Genomic DNA, 22,002 nt, shown 5'->3' with positions numbered 1-22,002 from the left:
GTGACCCCCGACGGGTTTCACCGGACGGGGGTTGCCAGCTCCACCCGGTCGCGACCGTTGCGCTTCGCGGCGTACAGCGCGTGATCGGCCGCCTCGAGCATGGCGTCCGTATTCAATCGGCCCCAGCCGGACGCGACGCCCGCGCTGAAGCTGACCGTCACCGTCCGGCCGGCCAGCTCGATCGGGGTCGCGGCCACCTGTTTGCGGAGTTGTTCGAGCCGGTCCGCCGCGTCGTCCACCGTGCAGCCGGGCATCAACAGGACAAATTCCTCACCACCGTAGCGGGCCAGCACGTCGGTCGGCCTGACCCCGGCGGCCAGCAACCGCGCGACCGCGACCAGGACCCGGTCGCCTGCCGCGTGCCCGTACCGGTCGTTGACCTGCTTGAAATGGTCGACGTCGATGAGCGCGACGCTGATCGGCCCGGTGTGGTCGCGCTCCGCCGCGGCGAGGACGTTCATCAGGTGCCTACGGTTGTGCAGCCCGGTCAGCGCGTCCCGGATGGCCTGCTCGGCGAGGTCGGCGCGGAGCCGGTCGATCGTCGTGATCTGTTCCCGCAGCTGCTGGTTCGCAGCCTCCAGCGCCCGCCGCTGCTCGCGGAACTCGGTGACGTCCCGGGCGATCAGCACCCAGCCGGCCAGCGCTCCGTGCCGGTCGCGGATGACCCGGGTACGGATCTCCAGGTCGAGGCCGAGCCGGGCGGAGACGAAGATGAAGTCCGCGTCGCTCTCGGCCAGCGCCGGGAACGTCGGGTCGATCGAGTCCAGTTCGACGCCGATCGGGTCGGTGATCCAGGGAGCCGTCTCCAGGACCATCTGCCTGCCGACCGCGTTCAGGTCGGCGACGTTGCCGTTCCGGTCGACCACGACGACGCCGTCCGCGAGCGTGTCGACGAGCTGCGCCCTGGCCACCGGAAGCAGTTCGAGCGATCGCCAGGTCAGCGCGCCGTACGCGAGCACCGTGCTGATCGTGGTGCCGATCAGCGTGACGTCGATGTTGTCCAGCATCGTCATCGCGACGACGTTCGCGACGACCGGCGGCGCGACGATCGCGATCAGCCACCGCCCGGCCCGGCGGCTGAACGTCGAGCGGCGCCGCGCCAACCGCAGCCCGCGATAGGCGCCGAACAGCACGATCGCGTAGCTGTAGACGATGTGCAGCGTGTACCCGACGCCGATCCCGGCCTGCCAGGTGCCGACCGGCGTCCGGGTGATGCCGTCGAAGAACAGGTGGTGCCACGGCTCGGTGATCAGCGCGGTCACCACTAGCGCCGGTTCGATGCCGAGCAGCACCAGCGCGCGCCGGCCGGGGCGCCACGGACGCCCGCTGACGACCTCGGCGAGCCCGAGGTAGCCCAGCACGATCAGGCACTGTCCGAACACGCCGATCGACGCGAGGGTCGTGATGAGGTCCGGATCGGTGCGGTCCGCGGTCACCGCAGCGGTCACCGACCAGCACGTGATCCCGATCGCGGCGAGGAACAGCGGCGTACCGGCGGGGACCACCGTGCGTGCGCGATAGGCGACCACGGCGGTGAGGAGCGCGACGGCTGCGGCGGTGGAGAAGACAACCGTGAGGACGACACCCCACATTGCTTCGGCCTCCCCTTGCGTCCGCCGCGCACGAAGGCACAACCGTAGCTAACTCTGCGAACGAACGTACGTACTCTATGCGAGTTCTCCCGTGACCGTTCGAGCCGGTGTGACGCGCATCGCAGGACTTTTGCTCTGTAACCGGTGCGACACAGATTCGTCACGCCCCGTGGTTCAGTCGGGCCACCACAACGGACACGACAGTGAGGACACGAGCATGAGTGGCATAGTCGGAACCGGTCGCCGCATCGCGGCCCTGTTGGGCGCGGTAGCGCTCCTGGCAGTTGCCGGGTGTACCGGATCCGGTGGTGGCTCGGCCGCCCCCGGTGCTCCGACCGCCACTCGGTCCACCTCCGGCGCGGCGCCCGCGAACGCCGTCGGCACGGCGTCGCCCAGTACGGAGTTCGACGCCGAGGTCGAGGCCGCCTTCCGGCTGGTCGCCGCCTACTGGGACGAGAAGTTCACGGCCGCCGGGCACGACTTCAAGCCGGTCGGGACCATCCGGCCGTACACGAAGGACGGCGAGCTGAGCTGCGCCGGTCAGCCCCAGCCCGCGATGAACGCGTTCTACTGCCCGCCGGACGACAGCATCTCCTACGACGTGAACTGGGTGCGGCAGAGTTACCAGCAGCTCGGCGACACGTTCGTCTACTTCCTCTTCGCGCACGAGTACGCACACGCGATCCAGGAGCGGGTGAAGGCCAACCAGCTGGTCAGCATCACTATCGAGTTACAGGCCGACTGCCTGTCCGGTGCGTTCATCGGTGACTCGGTGCGGTCCGGCACGCTCGAGCTCGAAGACGGTGACATCGAGGAGCTGACGCGCGGCGTTCGTGCGCTCGGCGACCCGGCGCAGGGCGGGGACAAGTTCGCCACCTGGTTCGCGCCGGGCACCCACGGCACGATGGACCAGCGCCTCGACGCGTTCGCGCGCGGCTACCGCGGCTCGCTGGACCAGTGCCACCTGGACAGCGCGAACGGCACCCAGCTCTGACGAAGATCCACCCCCGAACCTATTGTCTCCATACGAGGAAATGTAGTAGACCTACTATCGATGGAGGTACACGCCTGACATCGGGGGTTGGTCATGTTCCTAGTCGGAGAGGCGGAACCATCGGCCGGAATCCCGGGCGATGACGACGACCGCACGATCGACGTCCGGGATCTCCGGATGCGCTACGGCACCACAGACGTCCTGGCCGGCGTCACGTTCGACGGCCGGCCGGGCGAGGTGATCGTGCTGCTCGGCCCGAACGGCGCCGGTAAGACGACCACGATCGAGATCCTCGAAGGATTCCGGATGCGGTCCGCCGGTGAGGTGACCGTCCTCGGTGCCGATCCCGCGCGTGGTGGCGAACGCTGGCGCGCGCGGGTCGGCATCGTTCTCCAGTCGTGGCGCGACCACAGCAAATGGAGGGTGCGCGAGTTACTCGAGCACCTCGGCCTGTACTACCGGGCGTTCGCCACCGATCCCGGCAGGCAGCCGTGGGACGTCGACGACCTGCTCGCCGCCGTCGGGCTGACCGGCCAGGCGAACGCGAAGATCAGCAGCCTGTCGGGCGGCCAGCGCCGCCGGTTCGACGTGGCGATCGGCATCGTCGGCCACCCGGAACTGCTGTTCCTCGACGAGCCGACCGCGGGTTTCGACCCCGAGGCCCGCCGCGAGTTCCACGACCTCGTGCACGAGATCGCCGACGACGAGACCACGATCCTGATGACGACCCACGACCTCGACGAGGCCGAGAAGCTGGCGGACCGGATCCTGATCCTGGCCGGCGGCACGATCATCGCCGACGGCTCGCCGGACGAACTGTCGCGGCGCGTCTCGGGTCAGGCGGAGGTGCGCTGGTGCCTCGACGGCACGCGCTACGTGCACTCCACCGGCGACGCGACCGCGTTCGTGCGCGACCTGTTCCGCCAGCACGACGACGGGATCAGCGACCTCGAGGTACGCCGGGCCAGCCTCGAGGACACGTACATGACGATGGTCCAGCAGTTCGAGGCCGGGCGCCGAAGCGCAGCGGTCCGCGAGTTCGAGGTGGTGACCTCCCGATGAGTCCCTCGTTGCCCGCGCTCCGGGCCGGGCTGATCCGCGGCCGGATCGAGCTCCGGCAGATGCTGACGACGCCGCAGGACCTCTGGAACACCGTGCTCCCGAGCCTGATCTTCGTGGTCGTCCTGTTCTTCACCCGCGGCTCGGCACTGCCGGGCGCGGACATCGCGCTCGGGTCCCGCACGCTGCCCAGCCTCGTCGGGATGACCGTGGTCTCCACCGGCGTGATGACGATGGCGATGAGCCTCACGATCGAGCGCGAGGACGGGACGCTGCTGCGGGCGAAGGCCGTGCCCAGCGGCATGGTCGGTTACCTCGTCGGCAAGATCGTGCTCGTCGCCGCGATGACGCTGGTCAACATCCTGATCTTCCTGGTGCCGAGCGTGTTCGTGCTCGACGGCCTCGTGATCGGCAGCGTCTCGGGCTGGCTGACGCTGTCCTGGGTGCTGGTGCTCGGGATGGTCGCGATCCTGCCGCTCGGCGCGATCCTCGGCGCGATGATGACGAACCCGCGGACCGCGAGCGGCGCGCTGATGCTTCCGCTGATCGGCCTGGTCGCGATCTCCGGCATCTTCTATCCGATCACCGGCTACCCGGAGTGGCTGCAGACCCTCGCGCACGTCTTCCCGGTGTACTGGCTCGGGCTCGGGATGCGCTCGGCGATGCTGCCGGACAGCATGGCCGCCGCGGAGAGCGCGGGTTCCTGGCAGCACCTGGAGACGTTCGGCGTCCTGGGGGCCTGGGCGGTGGCCGGCCTGATCGTGGCGCCTATCGTGCTGCGGAGGATGGCGCGCCGGGAGTCGGGTTCCTCGGTGGCGGCCCGGCGGGAGCGAGTGCTCCAGCGGGCCATATGAGCGAGGGGGACATGGACAAGAAGGCCACCAACGAGACGATCTACAACCGGATCGCGATGCTGCGGGCCGAGCGCGGGATCTCCCGTCGGGAGCTCGCCGAGGCGCTCGGCGTCCACTACCAGACGGTCGGCTACCTGGAGCGCGGCGAGTACAGCCCGTCGCTGCACCTCGCGCTACGGATCGCGGAGTATTTCGAGGTAGCCGTCGAGGTGGTGTTCTCCACCTCCCCGTTCCCGCGCCTCGGCAGTTCCCGCCGGTCGGCCTAGGGGCGGTTCTCGAGCGCGGCGGTCTGTTCGCGGAGGACGCGGATCGTGTTGTCCAGGTAGTCGACGACGACCGCCGCCTCCCGCTCGTCGTACTTCGAGGTGAACGCCGCCATCGCGCGGCCCAGGTCGGCGAAGATCGCGCCGAGGTCGGGAACCTTCCCGGCCTCGGCGATCAGCAGGACCCGCCGGCGATCGGCCGGATCGGGCTCGCGCCGGACGTACCCGGCGCGTACCAGCCGGTCGACGATGCCGGTCACCGCCGTGATGCCCACGCCCAACTCGGGGGCGAGCGCGCCGGTGGGCAAGGGTCCGGATCGGACGATGACGCCGAGCGCCTTGTGCTCCGCCGCGGACAGCCCCAGCCGGCGCGCCACCGCCTCGTGGAACAGGACCACCGCGGTGCTCAACTCCCAGCCGTAGTCGCGCATGAGGATCCGCCCTTGCTTCACACTCGTGAATGGTTCACTCTCATGAAGTATATGAGAGGAGCGAACAATGGTCGCAGCAGGGTGGTCGCTCAGCACACGTGCCGCGAGGTGGGCGGCGCGGTTCTACGGTCGGCACGTGCCGCTCGTCCTCGGGTTGTCGCTGGTCCCGACCGTGCAGCGGTTCCTGGTCGTGCACTACGACGTGCCGGCCGCGGTCGCGGTCGGCAGCGAGATCCTGGTCGCCGGCGTTCGGGTGCTGCTGGTGGTGCTCGTCGTGCGGCTGCTGGCCCGCGAACTCACCGGCGAGCACGGCCTCGGCGGGCGGGCGGCCCTGCGACGGTTGTCGACGGCTATCGACGCCCGGCGCGGGGCCTTCTGGTTCCAGTGGATCGTCCTCGGCGCCGCGTTCGTGGTCTGCGACGTCCTGCCGAACGCGGCCGTTGCCGCCTGGGTGCCGGACGGCGCGCGGGACGTCGTCACCGCGACGATGGTCGCAGTGAAGAACCCGACCGTGATCGCGTTCACGGTGCTCTGGATCGTCGGCATCGGACGGACGCTGATCGTCGAACAAACCGATGCCGACGAGATCGCCGCGGCTCCCGATGAGCCCGCCGGCCGTCGCTGAGTTCCACCGACGACCGGCGGGGCGACGTTCGGGGATCAGGCCACCCGGGCGCAGCGCTCCTGAGCGACGACGAGCGAACGGTCACCGGCGTCGACGTCGGACTGCGCGGACACCCGGATGAGGCCGTCCGGTCCCGGCGAGGGCAGCTCCGGCACGCCGTTCTGGCGGACGCACTTCACGAACTTCCGGGCCTTGGCGGCGCGCTTCACGTCCGGCTTGGCGGCCGGCCCGCAGGCCCGGGTCACCTTCCGGCGCTTCTCGGCGCTCTCCGGCTGGAACACGATCGCCGACTGGCCCGGACCGCTCGACTGCACGACCCGGACGCCGTGCGACCGGAGACAGCGGATCAGCTCGGGCGGTGTGCCGCGCTGCGAGGTCACCTGCCGCGCACCCTGCTGGCCCCGTTCACCGTCGCCCGACGAGACCGCGGCGCGGCGCTCGTCCGACGTGGGCGGCTCGGTCGCGGAGGCGGCGCTGCCGAAGCCCACCAGTCCCAGGGTCAGTGCGGTCACTGCGAGCCCCCTTCGAATACGCATGATGTCTCTCCTCACTGGCCGATCCGTTCGGCCGACACACTGAGGAAAGACTTCGAGCCCTTTCGCCCCCGTTTCCCTTTTCGGAAACGCTCGGGAAACAGGTCGGCGCGCCGCTAGGGGAGAGGACCACCGGCCAGTCGGTTCAGCGCGGCCTCCGCCTCGCGGCCGCGGTCGCGGAGCGTGTCGACGCAGCGCCGGATCGACGCGCTGCCGTCCGCCGTCCGGTTCGCCAGCTCTTTCACCTCGGTCGCGACGACCGCGAACCCCCGTCCGGCGGCCCCGGCGCGAGCGGCCTCGACCGAGGCATTCAGCGCGAGCAGCTTGGTCTGTTCGGCGACCGACGCCAGCAGCGTCACGAACGCCTCGATGTCGGCGCTCGCTTCCACCAGCGCGCGCATCGCCGCTGCGGACTCGCGCACCGCGTCGCTCGCCGTGTCGTTCGCGTGCACCGGCCCCACTCCTTCGCTCGAACCCCTCACCGTCGGACCCTGTCGGCCGGGAGACGGCCGCCCTGAGCGGTTGTTGCCCCGATCACACGCCGTCGCGGCCGTCGGCGGCGGCAGGGATGAACCGCTGGGATTTGTGGGGACGATGGGGCGCACGGGGTGAAAGAGTTCGCATCCGGCTGAACAGGGGACCGTCGCGCTGCGTGTACGGCAGAGAGGCACCGGGAGCCGCGCCGCACGAACCGAAGAAGGTCACCATGCCTGACGTTTTGTACCTGCTCTACCGGGCCGATCAGCAACCCCGCTGGGTCGTTGCGGCGGACCAGCTCCCCGCCGCCCTCGCCGCCGTTCACCAGTGTGGGCTGCGGGAACTGGAAGTGCGCACCGCCGACGGCAGGCCCCCCGCACACGCCGACCTCGTGACGCACTACCTGACCACCGACGAGTTCTGCGGATTCCACGTCTACGAGGCCGCGGTGACGCTCGGCGGCGTCGAGCTCGTCCGGATCCGGTACACCGTGCCGGAGTGCGCCTGCGCGGCGATGCCGCACCGGGCGGCCGCGTCCGCCTCGACTTAGGCCGCGGCTGAGGTTACCTGATCGATATCTATTCGCCCGATTCGCCGTTGCGCCTTGTGTTCAACTGATCGTCTTCCGTAACCCCCGACGCGTCCGACGTCGTGCCTAACGGGGAAGGAGACGCGCAGGTATGCGACGACCGATGAGGCTTTTCTCCGTCGGTGTGGTGGCGTTAGCTCTCGTAGCCGCCGGCTGCACCGAGAACACCGGCCAGAACGACGAGGGCGACCAGCAGGAAGCCTCGACCCAGACCGCGGTGCTCGCGGAGAATTCCGACGGCCCTGCTCCCGAGGTGAAGGGCGCCCAGAAGGGCGGCACCGTCACGATCTACACCAGCGCCGACTTCGAGCACCTCGATCCGCAGCAGAACTACGTGATCCCCTCGACGACCACCGGTACGAACCTGATCTACCGGACGCTGACGACGTTCCGGGAGAACGGTGACGGCAAGCTGGAGGTCGTCGGTGACCTCGCCACGAACACCGGCGAGGAGTCCAACGGCGGTAAGACCTGGAAGTACACGCTGAAGGACGGCCTGAAGTACGAGGACGGCTCGCCGATCACGGCCCAGGACGTCGCGTACGGCATCGCCCGGTCGTTCAGCCCCGACCTCACCGAGGGGCCGAAGTACTTCCAGAGCTGGCTGGCGGGCAGCTCGGACTACAACGCGAAGTACAAGGGCCCGTACGACGGTGGCGCGAAGATCCCGCCGAACGTCTCGGTGCCGGACGACAAGACGATCATCTTCAACTTCCCCTCACCGCACGCGGACGTTCCGTTCGCCGCGGCGATGGTGACGACCTCTCCGGTTCCGGAGAAGCGGGACACCAAGACGCAGTACGACAACCGGCCGTTCTCGTCCGGGCCGTACAAGATCGAGACGTACCGGCGCACCCAGCAGATGACGCTGGTCCGGAACGAGCACTGGGATCCGAACACCGACCCCGTCCGGCACGACTACCCGGACAAGTACGTCATCGAATTCACCCGCACCGATGCGCAGGCCAGCGAGCTGCTGCTGGCCGACCAGGGCGCCGCGCAGACCGCGCTGACGTTCCAGGACCTCCAGATCCCGGCCAGCGTCTACCCGAAGGTGATCGCGAACCCCGACGCGAAGAAGCGCATCCTCACCGGTCCGACGCAGTTCGTCTGGGCGTTCAACTTCAACCTGCACCGGGTGAAGGACATCAACGTCCGGAAGGCGTTCAACTACGCGCTCGACCGCGAGGGCCTGCTCAAGGTCTGGGGTTCGTACTCCGGTATCCCGGCGACGACGATCCTGTCGCCGACGACGTCCGGGTATCAGGACTACAACCTCTACGACGGCGGCAAGAACGGCGACCCGGAGAAGGCCAAGGAGCTGCTCGGCGGCAAGCGGGTGCCGCTGGTCTACGCCTACCGGAACACCGAGCGGAATCAGGCCGTCGCGGCGTTCCTGCGCAGCAGCATGAAGGAAGCCGGGTTCGACCTGAACATTCAGCCGGTCGACGAGGACCAGTACTACACGGTGCTCGGACGTAAGGACAACGCGTTCGACGTCTACCTGCGGGGTTGGGGCGCGGACTGGCCGGGTGGCGGCACGACGATTCCGCCGCAGTTCGACGGTGACCAGATCACGCCGACCGGCAACCAGAACCTCAGCTACATGGACGACGCCAAGGCCAACAAGGAGATGGACGACATCCTGGCGCTGTCCGACCTCACCGAGGCCGACAAGCGGTGGGCGGCGCTGGACAAGGACATCATGACCAGGGTCGTCCCGATCGCCCCGGCGCTCTACGACAAACAGACGACGATGTACGGCTCGCGGATCGGCGGCATCTATCTGAGCGCGCCGTACGGCAACTCGGGCCTGAACAACCTGTACGTGAAGTGACACCCCGGCTCGCCGCCCCTCGAGGGGCGGCGAGCCGTCAGGGGTTCACGACGTACCGCGCGGGGACCTCGCCCCCGCCGTGCACGGCCAGGTCGGCCCCGGTGACGTAGCCGGCCAGATCGCTGGCCAGATAGGCACACGCGTTGGCCACGTCCTCCGGCGTCGCGAGCCGGCCGAGCGGGATCAGGCCGGCGGTCTGCTCGGTGTAGTCGGTCGTCTCGGTGCGGATCAGCCCGGCCGTGATGTGGTTGACCCGGACGGTCGGGCCCCATTCCAGCGCCAGCGCGCGGGTGAGCGTCCGTAACCCGGCCTTCGCGGCCGAGTACGCCGCGGTGCCGGGCTGCGGGTCGATTGCCGAAACACTGCCGATGTTGACGATCGACCCGCCGCCGTCCTGGGTCCGCATCACGTCGTTGGCGGCCTGCGCGACGTAGAACGGCGCGAGCAGGTTGAGCGCGACGATCTTCTCGACGAACCGCGGCGACACCGTTGCCGCGTCCGCGTCGGGGGAGCCGCCGGCGTTGTTGACCAGGACGTCGAGCCGCCCGAACCGCTCGACCGCGGCGTCGACCAGCGCCCGGCAGGCCGCCGGGTCGCGGACGTCGGTCTGGACGAACAGCCCCGGGGGTGGTTGCTCCGGTTCGCTCCGCGCACAGACCACCACGTCGGCGCCCGCCCGGCCGAACGTCTCGGCGATGACCCGTCCGATGCCCTTGGTGCCACCGGTGACCAGCACGGTCCGGCCGGTGAAGTCCAGGTGTACCCCGCCGCGCTCTGAAGCCATGCCGCACTGTACGTCCGGCTAGCCCAGTGCGCGGCGCTATCCGAGTTCCAGGGGCTGCAACAGGCGATGCCGTTGGCGGAGCGCGACGCTCACCCGGTCGCTGCGGAGGAACTCGGAGCCGGGGCCGGGTTCGAACTCGGTGTCTTCGGCGGCGACGAGCGTGTTGCATGCAGTGCACACGGCGGGCCCGGCGAGCGTGCCGCCGCAGCCCGCATGCAGGAAGATCCGCATCGACGGGCCGGTCGCGAGGTGCCGCGTTCCCCAGGCGGTCAGCTGGAACAGCGGCGGCCAGAGCTCGATACCGGCCTCGGTGAGCAGGTATTCGTCGCGCGGCGGGGAGTCCTGATAGCGCTGTCGGCGCAGGACGCCGGTGCGGACCAGCGTCTCCAGCCGGTCGGACAGCACCGCCCGGGGGACGTCGAGGTGGACGAGGAAATCGCCGAACCGGCGGACACCGAAGAACGCGTCGCGGATGACGAGGAGCGTCCAGCGTTCGCCGAGTATCTCCAGCGCCCGCGCGAACGCGCAGTTCTGGCCCGCGTAGTCCTTACCGAGTCCCACTCCCACATCCTAGCGGGATGGTTCAGCCACCGAACCGTGCTGCTCAAATCAGTTCATTCATTGAACCGAGTGCGGTACGGTTCGCGCCGAACCCCGATTCGAGAGGGAGTCGCCGTGGCCAGCACCGTGGGATCAGCCGTAACAAAAGACACGGAGGCACCGCCGGGCAGGCGTGAACAGTTGATCCTCGCGGTGGTGTGCGCGGCGACGCTGGTCACGCTCGCGGACTACACCGCGCCGGTCGCCGTCCTCACGGTGCTCGCCTCCGACCTGCACGCGTCGGCGACCGCGCAGGTCTGGGTGCTCAACGGCATCACGTTCGGGCTCGCCGTGCTGCTGTTGAGCGCGGGAAGCGTCGCCGACGACTACGGGCGGCGCCGGGTGTTTCTCGGCGGGGTGGTCGGCCTCGCGCTGAGCATGGCGGCGAGCGCGGTCTCGACGTCGGCCTGGGTGTTCGTCGGGGCACGGGTCGTGCAGGGCATCGCCGGTGCGGCGATCCTCGCAGCCGGGCTCGGGTTGGTCGCCGCCGCGTTCCCGGCCGGGCCACACCGGATCCGGGCGGCCGCGACCTGGGGATCGATGATCGGTCTGGGGATCTCGATCGGCCCGTTGCTGGCCATCGCGGGTGGTCACGTCGGCAGCTGGCGGACGTTCTACTGGGTCGCGAGCCTGCTCGCCCTGGGGCTGGCGGTCGTGGCCCTGCCGATACTGCGGGAGTCCCGGGCGGCGCAGGCCCGCAGGCTGGACCTTCCCGGGGTCGTGCTGCTCGCCGCCGGGCTGGTCGCGGTGCTGGTCGGCGCGACCAACGGTCGCACCGGCTGGCTACGGACGCCGACCGTGCTGCCGTTGGTGCTGGCGCTGGTGTTGTTCGGGCTGTTCGCATTGCGGGAGGCACGGGCCGCGGAGCCGATGATCGACCTGGGACTGTTCCGGCGGACGCCGTTCCTCCTGGCGACGCTCGGCGCCGCCAGCACCGGCATCGCGGTGATCGGCCCGATGACGTTCCTGCCGACCGCGCTACAGCGGGGGAGCGGGTGGACCCCGACGCAGACCGCAGTACTCGCGTTCGCCTGGGCGTTCACGATGTTCCTGGTGGGGCTCGCCGCGCGGCGGATGCGGTCGAGCGCCCACGGCGGCGTGGAACTGGGCCTGGGGTTCGTGCTCTCGGCGGTCGGGTGCGGGGTGTCGCTGTTGGCGGTCGGCGACGCGTGGGGGTGGCTGTTCCCCGGCATGATCGTCGCCGGCCTCGGCAGCGGGCTGATCAACGCGACGCTGCCGCGGCTCGCGGTCGGCACCGTGCCGCCGGATCGCGTCGCGATGGGGTCGGGCGCCAACAACACCGCCCGGTACGTGGGGTCCGCGCTCGGCGTCGCGGTGACCGCGTCACTCGCGCCGGCGGACGCCGGTGAGGCGCTCGCGGTCGGAGCGCTGCTGTGCCTGGTCGCCGCCGTGGCGCTCGCGCCGCTGGCCGCCCGGGCTCGTATCCCGGTGCCCGACGCGGCCTGACGCTCCCGGGCGGTCTGACGCGGCGTGGCCGCGCCGGGTTCGGGCTCGAATCCGGCGCGTCAGGGCTTGCGGCGGCGGGCGGCGCGCTCTTCGGCGACGCGGCGCTTCCAGGCGGCACGCGCCTCCGCGCTGTGGCCCTGGATCGCGTTGGAGACCGTCGGGGGACCGAAGATCTGGAACCACCACTCGCCGCGCCGCCGCTTGCGCTTCGGCTCGACGTCACGGGCTGCGTCGTGCTGCCTGTTCACGGGTACCTCCTCCGGCTCCACGCTCCGAGTGTACGCCAATTATTGGTACGCCAAGGATTGGTGCGGCAACTATTTCGTGGCAGGATGGTTGCATGGCTGCCCCCGACGTCGTCCCTGCGGAGGATCCGCTCGCGCTCGATCGCCAGGTGTGTTTCGCGCTGGCGGTCGCCTCGCGGAGCGTCAACGCGATCTACCGGCCGCTGCTCGACCCGCTGGGCCTGACCCACCCCCAGTACCTGGTCCTGCTCGCGCTCTGGGAGCGCGCGCCACGCTCCGGCCGGGAGCTGAGCGAGGTGCTGCAGCTCGACCCCGGGACGCTGTCGCCGCTGCTCAAAAGGTTGGAGGCGGCGGGTCTCGTCCGCCGCGAGCGCGACCACCGGGACGAACGGATGCTCGCGGTCACGCTGACCGAGGCGGGCGTCGCGCTCCGGACGCAGGCCGAGCGCATTCCGCCGGCCGTGGTGGCGCGGCTCGGCATGGAGATCTCCGAGCTCGAGCAGCTCCACGCGTCCCTGACCCGAGTGATCGCCGCCGCCCGCACCGTCGATCCGGTCTGAGGCTCCGCCGTGGGGCGGCGCACTCAGGCGCGGTCAGCCAGGCGCGCCGCTGGAGCAGCTCGGGACCTCCGGCACATCCTGCACTGACGGCTGCCCCGGCGACTCGGCCGGCCGCCCGCGCGGCGGCCCCCCGTCCGCGCCACCGGACGTCCGTCGGTCCGTGGCGCGCGGCGGCCCTCCGTCCGCAGCGCCCGACGTCCGCCCGTCCGCGCCACCGGACGTCCGCCCGTCCGCGGCGCCCGACGGTCGGCCGTCCGTTGCGCCTGGCGGGCGCCGGTCGGCGGCCGTCGGCTGGGCGCCGACGGCGCCGGGCGGTTGTGCGCCGACCGTGCCGGGTGGCCGGCCGTTGACGGTGGCGGCCACGGAGGTGCGCGGGTGGGCGCGGCCGTCCTGGGCCGCGCCGGCGAGCAGCGTCACGCCGATCGCCGCTCCGGCCGCGCACGCCACCGCGAGCGCCGCCCCCGGGTATCCGCCGGTGACCCGGTCGCCGAGCAGCACGATACCGACCACCGCGGCCGCGACCGGGTTCGCGATCGTGCTCACGGCCAGCGGCGCACCGAGTCCGTCCCGGTAGGACCGCTGGGTGAGCAGCAGCCCGGCCACGGTCAGCACCGCCACGGCCAGCCCAGCGGTCACCACCAGCGGAGTGCCCACAGCGGACAGACCGTCGTCGGTGATCCGTACGGTGATCGTCTGGCTGAGCGCCGACGAGATGCCGAACGCGACCCCGGCTGCCGCAGCCGTCCAGAGCACCGAGGCTCGCGGCATTCGGCTCACGCCCTCCAGCGCGACCAGCACTGCGGCGATCACGATCAGCAGCACCACGAGCTGCGGCATCGTCAGCGCGACCCCGGTGCCCGCCGAGCCGATCAGGAGCACCAGACCGACCAGCCCGGCTAGCGTGAACGCGATCCCGTTCCACTCGGTGGCCGACACCCGGCGACGCCACGTCATGGCCGCCAGCGGCACCGCCATCGGAAGCGTCAGAACACCCAGCGCCTGGATCAGCGAGAGCGGCCCCGCCCGGAGCGCCGCCAAGTGCAGCAGCGCCGCGACGCCGTTGAGCGCGGTCGCGGTCCACCACCGGGGGTGCATCGCCAGCCGCCGCACCGGAAGCTCGGCCAGCCGCTCCTGCACGACTGCTGCCGCGGCGTAGGCGACGGAGGACAGCAGCGCGAGTGCGATGCCGATCAGTACGGTCCCCACCGTGCTCCCCGTCGTCCGTGGTCGATCCCCGGCTCACAGATCAAACTGTTGACAGAGCAGACGTTACGGGGGCGATGCACGCATCGGCGTGGTCCGTGAGTGGTATCTCGCCGTACTACGAAGGCGGTAGCGCCGGCCGCCCGGGTGGCAACAGTGCGTCGGGGCCGCAATCGGCAGCCGTCATCTGCAGCCCGTCGAGCAGTATCGCCAGGTAGCGCTGCCAGAGCTCGGGTTCGACGTTCTCCGCGTACTCGGTCATGTTGCCCAGCACGAACTGCAGCGCCGGTAGGTCGGTCGGGCGCATCTCGTTCGGGACCACACCGGACTCGCGGGCGCGTTCGACCAGCCGGGTCAGCCCGGGAAGCAGTCGCGTGCGTGCGGTCTCGGCGGCCTGCGGGCCGGTCGTCTCGCCTTGCAGCAGCATGCGCAGGCCGGAGTTGCGGGCCTGCACCTGCGCGGACTCGCTGAGAAAACCGAGGAAGCCCAGCAGCGGGTCGGCGTGCTCGGCGGCCTCTTCGGCGGCCACGGCCAGCTCGGTCAACGCCTGGTCGAAGAGCGTCTCGACCAGCAGCTCGCGGCTGGGAAACGCGCGCCGGACGGTGCGGACGCTCAGCCCGCCGAAGCGCGCGATGTCTTCCAGCGTGACGTCGAGCCCGTAGACCGCGAACACCTCGCGGGCCGTCTCCAGGATGCGGGCGCGGTCACGGTCGGCGTCGCGCCGGGAGCGGCGGGAGAGCGCGCCGGCGGCCGGCGCGAGGTCGAGCTCGTACGGGGAAAGGTCGGCCACTGCGGGCAGTGGGGGGTGGGCGATAACCGGAGGCATTGTCTCCATGTGGAGATACTACCTTCAATTCGTCGGGGCGGCCACGTGATGACCGCCGTTACCTGGGACAACGGCTGACGGTAGGGCGGAGTGCCCCCTGCTGACCACTGATTTGCGTGGTACGTCCGTGAGCGACCGGCAGGCGGGCAGGCCTCGGTTCGGCGTCGGCACGGAATTGGTCGATTCGCTTTCTAGAATTCATCGCCTTGGCGCAGCATTAGGAGCGTCGGCCGCGGTACGACCGACGAAGACCCTACCGGATTCCGGCTAATTCGAGAAAGCGCGGATGTGACGGAATCACGACGTGAACGGAGTCGTTCGTGAGCTACACGTTGCTCAAGGGTTCATTTGTCATTCGCTATCCGGACCTCCCGCGCCAGGGCCCCGAGCCGGACGGCGACACCGTGAAGTTCCGGCCGGACACGCCCGCGCTCGTCGAGACACTGGCGCGCGTCTCCGGGCGCGCGCCCGACCTGAACGCCAGGGGAATCTCGGTCCGGTTGGAGGCGCTCGACGCGCTGGAGACGCACTTCGGCGAGACCCACCAGGAGCTCGGCGGCGCCAACGCCGCGAGGGACGCGCTGCTGGCCGCGCTGGGCTTCACGAACGTCGAGTACTTCCCCGACCAGCCGAACAAGGTGCGCTCGGCCGACCAGGACAGCGTGCGCGGGCACGTCCTCTCCAACGGCATCGACGCCAACGGCCGGCTGATCGGGTTCGTCTACGCCGGGGACGCCGACCCGGTGGACGGCTCGGTGTTGTTCCTCGAGACGCCGCAGCTCGATCAGTCGGTGAACGCTCGCCTGCTCGCCGACGGTCACGCCTACCCGGCGTTCTACGCGACGCTCCCGGCCGAGTTACGCGCCCACCTCGCGGTGACCTCCCGCGAGGCGCGGACCGCGTCGAGAGGCATCTGGGCGACGTCGACCGCGGACCCGAACGGAGCAGCGACCGTCACCGACCTGGCTTCGTTGGAGACGCTGGCCATCTGGCCGAAGCTGTTCCGCCGCCTGGTCCCGTACCTGGCGGCCGGCTTCCCGGACTTCGACGGGTTCGACGCCTGGCTGCGTGCCGATCCGGTCAACCGGGACGACGAGGTGCTGCTGCTCTCCACCGCCGAGCGCAGCAACCTGCACGACGTCGTCACCGCGTCCGGCTCTCGGGTGCAGCTGACCGTGTGGCCGGACGACTTCGTGATCAGCCCGGACCCCGCGCGACCCGGCGTGCCGACCGGACCGCAGCCGGGCGTGCCCGGCGACGTGCTGATCGTCGCGGCCCTGCCGGATCCGCTCGGCACCGACCGCGGCCACGAGTCGGTGACGCTGCTGAACATCTCGTCCGCGGCCGTCGAGCTGGACGGATGGGCATTAGTGGACACCGCAGGGGGGCGGTACGAGCTGAGCGGCTCGCTCGACGCCGGCGGAACGCTGCAGGCGACGCTCGATGGCGCACTCGCACTCGGCAACAATGGCGACACGATCACGCTCGTCGCGTCCAAAGGAATGACGATCGACCAGGTCACCTATAAAGCGGACGAAGTCCGTCCGGGTCGCACGGTGTGTTTCGGTCGGTGAATCATTTGTCGTCGAATTCGGCCGACGACAATTAACTGTCGGATGGGCGTCACTGGTGTCCCGGGCGTGTCGTACGTCCGGTTCCCGGTGGCGCCCCTCTCCGCGCGGTGACAGAGTCGACTGTGACGCCGGTCACCGGGGAGGCATCGATGCCAGGCTTACGGTCCTACCGCAGCGGCACCGCGACCGTTCCGCTGCTCGGCGACACGATCGGCGCCAACCTCGACCGGGTAGCTGCCGGCCGGGGTGACCACGAGGCGCTGGTCGAGTGCGCGACCGGCCGTCGCTTCACCTACCGGGAACTGGTCGCCGAGGTCGACGCGTGCGCGCTGGGCCTGCACGACCTCGGGGTCCGGAGGGGCGACCGGGTCGGCATCTGGGCGCCGAACTGCGCCGAGTGGGTGTTCGTCCAGTACGGCACCGCCAAGCTCGGCGCGATCCTGGTCAACATCAACCCGGCCTACCGCGCCCACGAGCTGGCGTACGTCCTGAAGCAGGCCGGGATCTCGGTGCTGATCGCGGCGCCCGAGTTCAAGACCAGCGACTACCGGGCGATGGTCGCCGAGGTCCGCGACGAGTGCCCCGACCTGACCACCGCGCTGTTCCTCGGCGACCTCGAGTGGGACGCCCTGCTGGCCACCGGACGCGCGGCCGACCGGAGCGCGCTACCGACCGATCTCGACCCGGACGATCCGATCAACATCCAGTACACGTCCGGCACCACCGGCTTTCCGAAGGGCGCGACGCTCACCCACCACAACCTGCTGAACAACGGGTTCTTCGTCGGTGAGGGCTGCGGCTACACCGAGGCCGACCGGGTCTGCATCCCGGTGCCGTACTACCACTGCTTCGGCATGGGCATGGGCAACCTCGGTGCGACGTCACACGGCGCGACGATGGTGATCCCGGCACCGGCGTTCGACCCCGCCGCGACCCTGCGGGCCGTGCAGGACGAGCGGTGCACGTCGCTCTACGGCGTGCCGACGATGTTCATCGCTGAGCTGGGCCTGCCGAACTTCGCCGAGTACGACCTCTCCAGCCTGCACACCGGCATCATGGCCGGCTCGCCGTGCCCGGTCGAGGTGATGAAGCGGGTCGTCGCCGAGATGGGGATGACCGAGGTGACGATCTGTTACGGCATGACCGAGACGTCGCCGGTGTCCACCCAGACCGGCGCGGACGACAGCCTCGATCACCGGACGTCGACGGTCGGCCGGGTCCACCCGCACCTGGAGATCAAGATCGTCGACCCGGCGACCGGGCAGATCGTGCCGTGCGGCGAGACCGGCGAGTTCTGCACCCGGGGCTACTCGGTGATGCGCGGCTACTGGAACGAACCGGAGAAGACCGCCGAGGTGCTGGACGCCGCCCGCTGGATGCACACCGGCGACCTCGCGACGATGGACGCCGACGGGTACGTGAACATCGTCGGGCGGATCAAGGACATGGTGATCCGGGGCGGGGAGAACATCTACCCGCGCGAGGTCGAGGAGTTTCTCTACACCCACCCGGACGTCGTCGACGCGCAGGTGATCGGGGTACCGGACGCCAAGTACGGCGAGGAGCTGATGGCGTGGGTCCGGCTGCGCCCCGGCGCGGAGCCGCTGACGGCCGAATCGCTGCGCGCGTTCTGCACCGGGAAGCTCGCGCACTTCAAGATCCCGCGCTACGTGAAGCTGGTGGACAGCTTCCCGATGACCGTGACCGGCAAGATCCGCAAGGTCGAGATGCGCGAGACCGCCGTCTCCGAGCTGGGCCTCGAGGCGGAGGCCGCCGCCCGCAACGCCTAGGCCTCCACCGGCTTCTTGTCCGGCGCCTCCACGTCCTGGGCCCACGCGGCCAAGTGCGGATACGCGGCGTCGAACGCCGGGCGCTCCGACCGGATCCGGGGTAGCTTGACGAAGTTGTGCCGCGGCGGCGGGCAGGACGTGGCCCACTCCAGCGAGTTGCCGTAGCCCCACGGGTCGTCGACGTTCACGACCCGGCCCAGCTTGTAGGACTTCCAGAGGTTCCACAGGATCGGCAGCGACGAGATACCGAGGATGAACGCGCCGATCGTGGAGATCGTGTTCAGCGTCGTCCAGCCGTCCATCGGCAGGTAGTCGGCGTAGCGGCGGGGCATGCCTTCGTTGCCCAGCCAGTGCTGCACCAGGAACGTGGTGTGGAAGCCGATGAACGTCAGCCAGAAGTGCAGTTTCCCGAGGCGCTCGTCGAGCATTCGCCCGGTCATCTTCGGGAACCAGAAGTAGATGCCGCCGAACGCGGCGAACACGATCGTCCCGAACAACACGTAGTGGAAGTGCGCGACGACGAAGTACGTGTCGGAGACATGGAAGTCGACCGGCGGCGACGCGAGCAGAACACCGGTCAGGCCACCGAAGAGGAACGTCACGAGGAAGCCGACCGCGAACAGCATCGGCGTTTCGAACGTCAACTGGCCGCGCCACATCGTGCCGATCCAGTTGAAGAACTTCATGCCGGTCGGCACCGCGATCAAGTACGACAGGAAGCTGAAGAACGGCAGCAGCACCGCGCCGGTCACGAACATGTGGTGCGCCCACACGGTCATCGACAGCGCCGCGATCATCAGCGTGGCGGCGACGAGTCCCTTGTAGCCGAAGATCGGTTTCCGGCTGAACACCGGGATGATCTCGGTGATGATGCCGAAGAATGGTAAAGCGAGGATGTAGACCTCTGGATGGCCGAAGAACCAGAACAGGTGCTGCCAGAGGATCGGGCCGCCGGTCGCCGAGTCGTAGACGTGCGCGCCGAGGTGCCGGTCGGCGAGCAACGCGAAGAACGCCGCGGCCAGGATCGGGAAGACCATCAGCACGAGCAGGCTCGTGATCAGCATGTTCCAGGTGAAGATCGGCATCCGGTACATCGTCATGCCGGGCGCTCGCATGGTCAGGATCGTCGTCACGATGTTCACCGCGCCGAGGATCGTGCCGAGACCGGAGAGGATGAATCCGGCGATCCACAGGTCGGTTCCCGCACCCGGCGAGTTGATCTGCGAGTTCAGCGGCGCGTAGGCGAACCAGCCGAAGTCCGCGGCACCGCCCGGGACGATGAACCCGGACAGCACGAGCAGGCCACCGAACGCGAATGCCCAGAACGCGAACGCGTTGAGCCGGGGGAATGAGACGTCCGGGGCGCCGATCTGCAGCGGTACCAGGAAATTGGCGAACGCGAACCCGAGGGGCGTCCCGAACAGCAGCAGCATGATCGAGCCGTGCATCGTGAAAAGCTGGTTGTACTGCTCGTTCGAGAGGAACTGCAGCCCCGGACGCGCCAGCTCGGCACGCATCAGCAGCGCCATGATCCCGGCCGCCGCGAAATAGAAGAACGAGGCGATCAGATACATGATGCCGATCGACTTGGCGTCCGTGGTCCGGATGATCCGGCCCAGCGCATTGCCCCTGACCACTTCCCGCACCGGCCACGGCCGGACCACGATCGGTTCCGGCACCGGCTGCTGTTCTGTGGTGCGCTCCGCCTCGGTGGTCATCGTCGACACTCCTGGGGATCGGCTCGTCACCCCACAGCTCAGCAGATCGCGCCCGGCGTCGGGGAACAATCGGCGGATTCGTCAGACGGCGAGATGCGTCGGGCGCCCGCCGACGAACGTCGCCGCCACCCGCATCGCGCGCAACGAGGCGGCGACCGCCGCGGAATCCCCGCGCGGCAACGGATCGGCGTCCAGCAGCGCCAGATCCGCACGCGACCCGACGCCGACCGTCGGCTGCCCGTCGACGCTCGCCGCCAGCGTCTCGGCCACCGTGATCGCCTCGCCCGGATTCCACGGCGGCGCCGCGTCGGCCGAGCGGTGCACGGCGGCGGCCATCGCCAGCCACGGGTCCAGCGGCGAGACCGGCGCGTCCGAGCCGAGCGCCAGCGGGACCCCCGCGTCCAGCATGGACCGGAACGCGAAGCAGCGGTCGGCGCGGTCCGGCCAGACCTGGGCGGTCACCGCCCGGTCGTCGAGCAGGTGCGCGGGCTGCACGCTGGCGCGCAATCCGAGCCGCGCCATCCGCGCGAACTCCTCGAAGTGCGCCAGTTGCACGTGCTCGACGCCGCCGCGTGCACCGGTGGCCTCGAACGCGTCCAGGGCGGTGGTGAGCGCGGCGTCGCCGATCGCGTGCAGCGCCACGTCCAACCGCGAAGCCGCCCGCCCCAACAGCCGGACCAGCTCCTCCAGCGGATAGTTCTGCGTGCCGTACCGCCCGTCGGCGTACGGTTCGCAGCACCGCGCGGTCCGCGAGTTGAGCGATCCGTCCGAGATGATCTTCAGCGGCCCCATCGTCAACAGGCCGCGCGGCTCGAGGACCGACCCGGTTCGTAGCCCGGCCGCGATCACGTCCTCCAGCCCGTCGGCGTAGGTCGCGGTCCGGACGCGCACCGCGTCGATCCCCGCCGCGAACCGCCCCGGCCAGGCACGGAACCCCGCCTCGAACTCCATGTCCACCAGCCCGACGACCCCGCGGGCGGCGGCGTCGTCCACCGCGAGCCGGTACGCCTGGTCCAGGTCGGTGGCGAGCAGCTCTTCCAGGCGCGGCACCAGCGCGAACCACTCGGACTCGTCGAGCACCCCGGGTCGCGCGGTGACTCCGAGCCACCGCTGTGCGGCCGAGTTGAGCCAGCCGGCGTGCACGTCTCCGCTGATCAGCACCGTGGGAACGTCGCCGCTCACAGCGTCCAGAGCTGCCGTTGTGGGTTGGACCGACCAGGTCGCGGACCGGAACCCGGCGCCGACCACGACGGTGGGTCGGCCGGCGAGATGCGCCCGCACCCGGGCGATGACCTCGCCCGGACCGGTGGTGCCGCTCAAATCCAGGCGCAGCCGCGCCTGCGCCCACTGCCGGAGGTGCACGTGCTGATCCCAGAGCCCCGGGATCAGCCAGCGGCCGTCGGCCGCGATCACCCGCTCCGCGGGCTCCGGCGTGAGGTGCCCGACCGCGGTCACCTCTCCGTTCTCCATCCGGACGTCGACCGGCTCGGCGGACGACGCCGGGTGCGTCACCGTCACTATTCGGACGCCACGCAGCAGTACTTTCATCGGCGGAGCAGGCCCAGGATGCGGGCCAGTTCCGCGCGGTCGTCGGCGGAGAGCGCGCCGAACAGCTTGTCGCTCTCGGCGCGGCGGGCGCGCTTGATGGCCCCGCCGGTCTCCAGGCCGCGTTCGGTGAGCGCGACCAGCGTCGCGCGCCGGTCGTGCGGGTCGCGGCCACGTTCGGCGAGACCGCGTTCCTCGAGCGCGTCGACGACCTCGGTGGTCGACCGGGGGGCGATCCGCAGGTGTTCGGAGAGCTCGGACAGCCGCATCTGGCCGTGCCGCATCAGCACGCTCAGCGCACGGCCCTGACCAGGGGTGATGTCCCAGGGTTCGAGCGACTCCCGGGTGGCGTGCCGGAGCTGGCGGGCGACCGCCCAGAACGCCTCGGACAGGCTCTCGGTCGCATCCTCGATCACGCGGAATACCGTACCAGGAG

General features: G+C 70.1%; 23 protein-coding genes. 11 read left to right on the top strand and 12 right to left on the bottom strand.

Going from position 1 to position 22,002, the window contains the following annotated elements; genetic code table 11:
- Positions 1 to 17: 17 nt before the first annotated feature.
- The gene (locus tag BUB75_RS33890; protein WP_073263025.1) at positions 18 to 1,592 is read right to left on the bottom strand and encodes a histidine kinase N-terminal 7TM domain-containing diguanylate cyclase; all 1,575 of its coding nucleotides are present in this window, start codon (positions 1,590 to 1,592) and stop codon (positions 18 to 20) included.
- A 217-nt stretch (positions 1,593 to 1,809) separates the two neighbouring features.
- Here BUB75_RS33890 and BUB75_RS33885 point away from each other — a divergent pair, with 217 nt between their 5' ends.
- The 4 genes from BUB75_RS33885 to BUB75_RS33870 all read left to right on the top strand — a co-directional run bounded on the left by BUB75_RS33885 (position 1,810) and on the right by BUB75_RS33870 (position 4,765).
- Positions 1,810 to 2,586 carry a neutral zinc metallopeptidase gene (locus tag BUB75_RS33885; protein ID WP_073263023.1) on the top strand — a complete coding sequence of 259 codons (777 nt, stop codon included), beginning with the start codon at positions 1,810 to 1,812 and terminating at the stop codon, positions 2,584 to 2,586.
- 93 nt (positions 2,587 to 2,679) lie between these two features.
- On the top strand, positions 2,680 to 3,648 hold the full coding sequence (locus BUB75_RS33880; RefSeq protein WP_073263021.1) for an ABC transporter ATP-binding protein: 969 nt from the start codon (positions 2,680 to 2,682) through the stop codon (positions 3,646 to 3,648).
- The gene (locus BUB75_RS33875) at positions 3,645 to 4,499 is read left to right on the top strand and encodes an ABC transporter permease (protein WP_073263019.1); all 855 of its coding nucleotides are present in this window, start codon (positions 3,645 to 3,647) and stop codon (positions 4,497 to 4,499) included. Before BUB75_RS33880 ends, BUB75_RS33875 begins: the two co-directional genes overlap by 4 nt.
- A gap of 11 nt (positions 4,500 to 4,510) precedes the next feature.
- Positions 4,511 to 4,765: a helix-turn-helix transcriptional regulator gene (locus BUB75_RS33870; protein ID WP_073263017.1), complete on the top strand. Its 255-nt coding sequence runs from the start codon at positions 4,511 to 4,513 to the stop codon at positions 4,763 to 4,765.
- Here the strand turns inward: BUB75_RS33870 and BUB75_RS33865 are convergent.
- A complete protein-coding gene (locus tag BUB75_RS33865) occupies positions 4,762 to 5,214 on the bottom strand; it encodes a MarR family winged helix-turn-helix transcriptional regulator (protein ID WP_218617935.1) in 453 nt (150 codons plus the stop codon). The two genes, BUB75_RS33870 and BUB75_RS33865, sit on opposite strands and share 4 nt — an antisense overlap.
- Before the next feature lie 115 nt (positions 5,215 to 5,329).
- Here BUB75_RS33865 and BUB75_RS33860 point away from each other — a divergent pair, with 115 nt between their 5' ends.
- A complete protein-coding gene (locus BUB75_RS33860; protein WP_143175585.1) occupies positions 5,330 to 5,818 on the top strand; it encodes a hypothetical protein in 489 nt (162 codons plus the stop codon).
- A gap of 35 nt (positions 5,819 to 5,853) precedes the next feature.
- On the opposite strand, the gene BUB75_RS33855 is transcribed toward BUB75_RS33860, so the two are convergent.
- Entirely contained in the window at positions 5,854 to 6,354 is a 501-nt protein-coding gene (locus tag BUB75_RS33855; RefSeq protein WP_143175584.1) for a hypothetical protein, read from the bottom strand.
- A gap of 113 nt (positions 6,355 to 6,467) precedes the next feature.
- Positions 6,468 to 6,803, bottom strand: coding sequence for a methyl-accepting chemotaxis protein (locus BUB75_RS48270; RefSeq protein ID WP_281248417.1), 336 nt, complete (start codon positions 6,801 to 6,803; stop codon positions 6,468 to 6,470).
- Between the two features lie 254 nt (positions 6,804 to 7,057).
- On the opposite strand from BUB75_RS48270, the gene BUB75_RS33845 reads away from it, so the two are divergent.
- Complete coding sequence (locus tag BUB75_RS33845; RefSeq protein ID WP_143175583.1) at positions 7,058 to 7,378, top strand: hypothetical protein; 321 nt, start codon at positions 7,058 to 7,060, stop codon at positions 7,376 to 7,378.
- A 142-nt stretch (positions 7,379 to 7,520) separates the two neighbouring features.
- Positions 7,521 to 9,254, top strand: a complete 1,734-nt coding sequence (locus BUB75_RS33840) for an ABC transporter substrate-binding protein (protein ID WP_178380051.1) — start codon at positions 7,521 to 7,523, stop codon at positions 9,252 to 9,254.
- 37 nt (positions 9,255 to 9,291) lie between these two features.
- On the opposite strand, the gene BUB75_RS33835 is transcribed toward BUB75_RS33840, so the two are convergent.
- Together BUB75_RS33835 and BUB75_RS33830 are read right to left on the bottom strand one after the other, a co-directional pair.
- Entirely contained in the window at positions 9,292 to 10,038 is a 747-nt protein-coding gene (locus tag BUB75_RS33835; RefSeq protein ID WP_073263003.1) for an SDR family oxidoreductase, read from the bottom strand.
- A 36-nt stretch (positions 10,039 to 10,074) separates the two neighbouring features.
- A complete protein-coding gene (locus tag BUB75_RS33830) occupies positions 10,075 to 10,599 on the bottom strand; it encodes a winged helix-turn-helix transcriptional regulator (RefSeq protein WP_073263001.1) in 525 nt (174 codons plus the stop codon).
- Between the two features lie 114 nt (positions 10,600 to 10,713).
- Between BUB75_RS33830 and BUB75_RS33825 the strand changes: the two genes are divergently transcribed.
- Positions 10,714 to 12,105: an MFS transporter gene (locus BUB75_RS33825; protein WP_178380050.1), complete on the top strand. Its 1,392-nt coding sequence runs from the start codon at positions 10,714 to 10,716 to the stop codon at positions 12,103 to 12,105.
- A gap of 59 nt (positions 12,106 to 12,164) precedes the next feature.
- Here the strand turns inward: BUB75_RS33825 and BUB75_RS33820 are convergent, their stop codons facing one another.
- Positions 12,165 to 12,353, bottom strand: a complete 189-nt coding sequence (locus tag BUB75_RS33820) for a hypothetical protein (RefSeq protein ID WP_073262999.1) — start codon at positions 12,351 to 12,353, stop codon at positions 12,165 to 12,167.
- A gap of 92 nt (positions 12,354 to 12,445) precedes the next feature.
- Between BUB75_RS33820 and BUB75_RS33815 the strand changes: the two genes are divergently transcribed.
- Positions 12,446 to 12,910, top strand: coding sequence for a MarR family winged helix-turn-helix transcriptional regulator (locus tag BUB75_RS33815; protein WP_073262997.1), 465 nt, complete (start codon positions 12,446 to 12,448; stop codon positions 12,908 to 12,910).
- Between the two features lie 33 nt (positions 12,911 to 12,943).
- On the opposite strand, the gene BUB75_RS33810 is transcribed toward BUB75_RS33815, so the two are convergent.
- Entirely contained in the window at positions 12,944 to 14,116 is a 1,173-nt protein-coding gene (locus tag BUB75_RS33810) for a DMT family transporter (protein WP_073262995.1), read from the bottom strand.
- 115 nt (positions 14,117 to 14,231) lie between these two features.
- The gene (locus BUB75_RS33805) at positions 14,232 to 14,948 is read right to left on the bottom strand and encodes a TetR/AcrR family transcriptional regulator (protein WP_084742049.1); all 717 of its coding nucleotides are present in this window, start codon (positions 14,946 to 14,948) and stop codon (positions 14,232 to 14,234) included.
- 311 nt (positions 14,949 to 15,259) lie between these two features.
- Between BUB75_RS33805 and BUB75_RS33800 the strand changes: the two genes are divergently transcribed.
- Both BUB75_RS33800 and BUB75_RS33795 read left to right on the top strand, forming a co-directional pair.
- Positions 15,260 to 16,513, top strand: coding sequence for a lamin tail domain-containing protein (locus BUB75_RS33800; RefSeq protein WP_073262991.1), 1,254 nt, complete (start codon positions 15,260 to 15,262; stop codon positions 16,511 to 16,513).
- Positions 16,514 to 16,662: 149 nt separating this feature from the next.
- Positions 16,663 to 18,303 (top strand): AMP-binding protein, encoded by a 1,641-nt coding sequence (locus BUB75_RS33795; protein ID WP_073263192.1) that lies wholly within the window; start codon positions 16,663 to 16,665, stop codon positions 18,301 to 18,303.
- On the opposite strand, the gene ctaD is transcribed toward BUB75_RS33795, so the two are convergent.
- From ctaD to BUB75_RS48265, 3 genes are all read right to left on the bottom strand, one after another.
- Positions 18,300 to 20,021, bottom strand: a complete 1,722-nt coding sequence (gene ctaD / locus BUB75_RS33790) for an aa3-type cytochrome oxidase subunit I (RefSeq protein ID WP_073263190.1) — start codon at positions 20,019 to 20,021, stop codon at positions 18,300 to 18,302. The two genes, BUB75_RS33795 and ctaD, sit on opposite strands and share 4 nt — an antisense overlap.
- A gap of 81 nt (positions 20,022 to 20,102) precedes the next feature.
- Complete coding sequence (locus BUB75_RS33785; protein ID WP_073262989.1) at positions 20,103 to 21,569, bottom strand: amidohydrolase; 1,467 nt, start codon at positions 21,567 to 21,569, stop codon at positions 20,103 to 20,105.
- Positions 21,566 to 21,982, bottom strand: coding sequence for a MarR family winged helix-turn-helix transcriptional regulator (locus BUB75_RS48265; protein WP_281248415.1), 417 nt, complete (start codon positions 21,980 to 21,982; stop codon positions 21,566 to 21,568). The genes BUB75_RS33785 and BUB75_RS48265 overlap by 4 nt, the downstream gene beginning before the upstream one ends.
- Positions 21,983 to 22,002: the final 20 nt, after the last annotated feature.

Origin of the sequence: Cryptosporangium aurantiacum (assembly GCF_900143005.1) — a bacterium.
GTDB lineage: Bacteria > Actinomycetota > Actinomycetes > Mycobacteriales > Cryptosporangiaceae > Cryptosporangium > Cryptosporangium aurantiacum.
The sequence above is the reverse complement of the archived record's forward strand: the minus strand, read 5'-3'. Positions and strand labels throughout refer to the sequence as shown.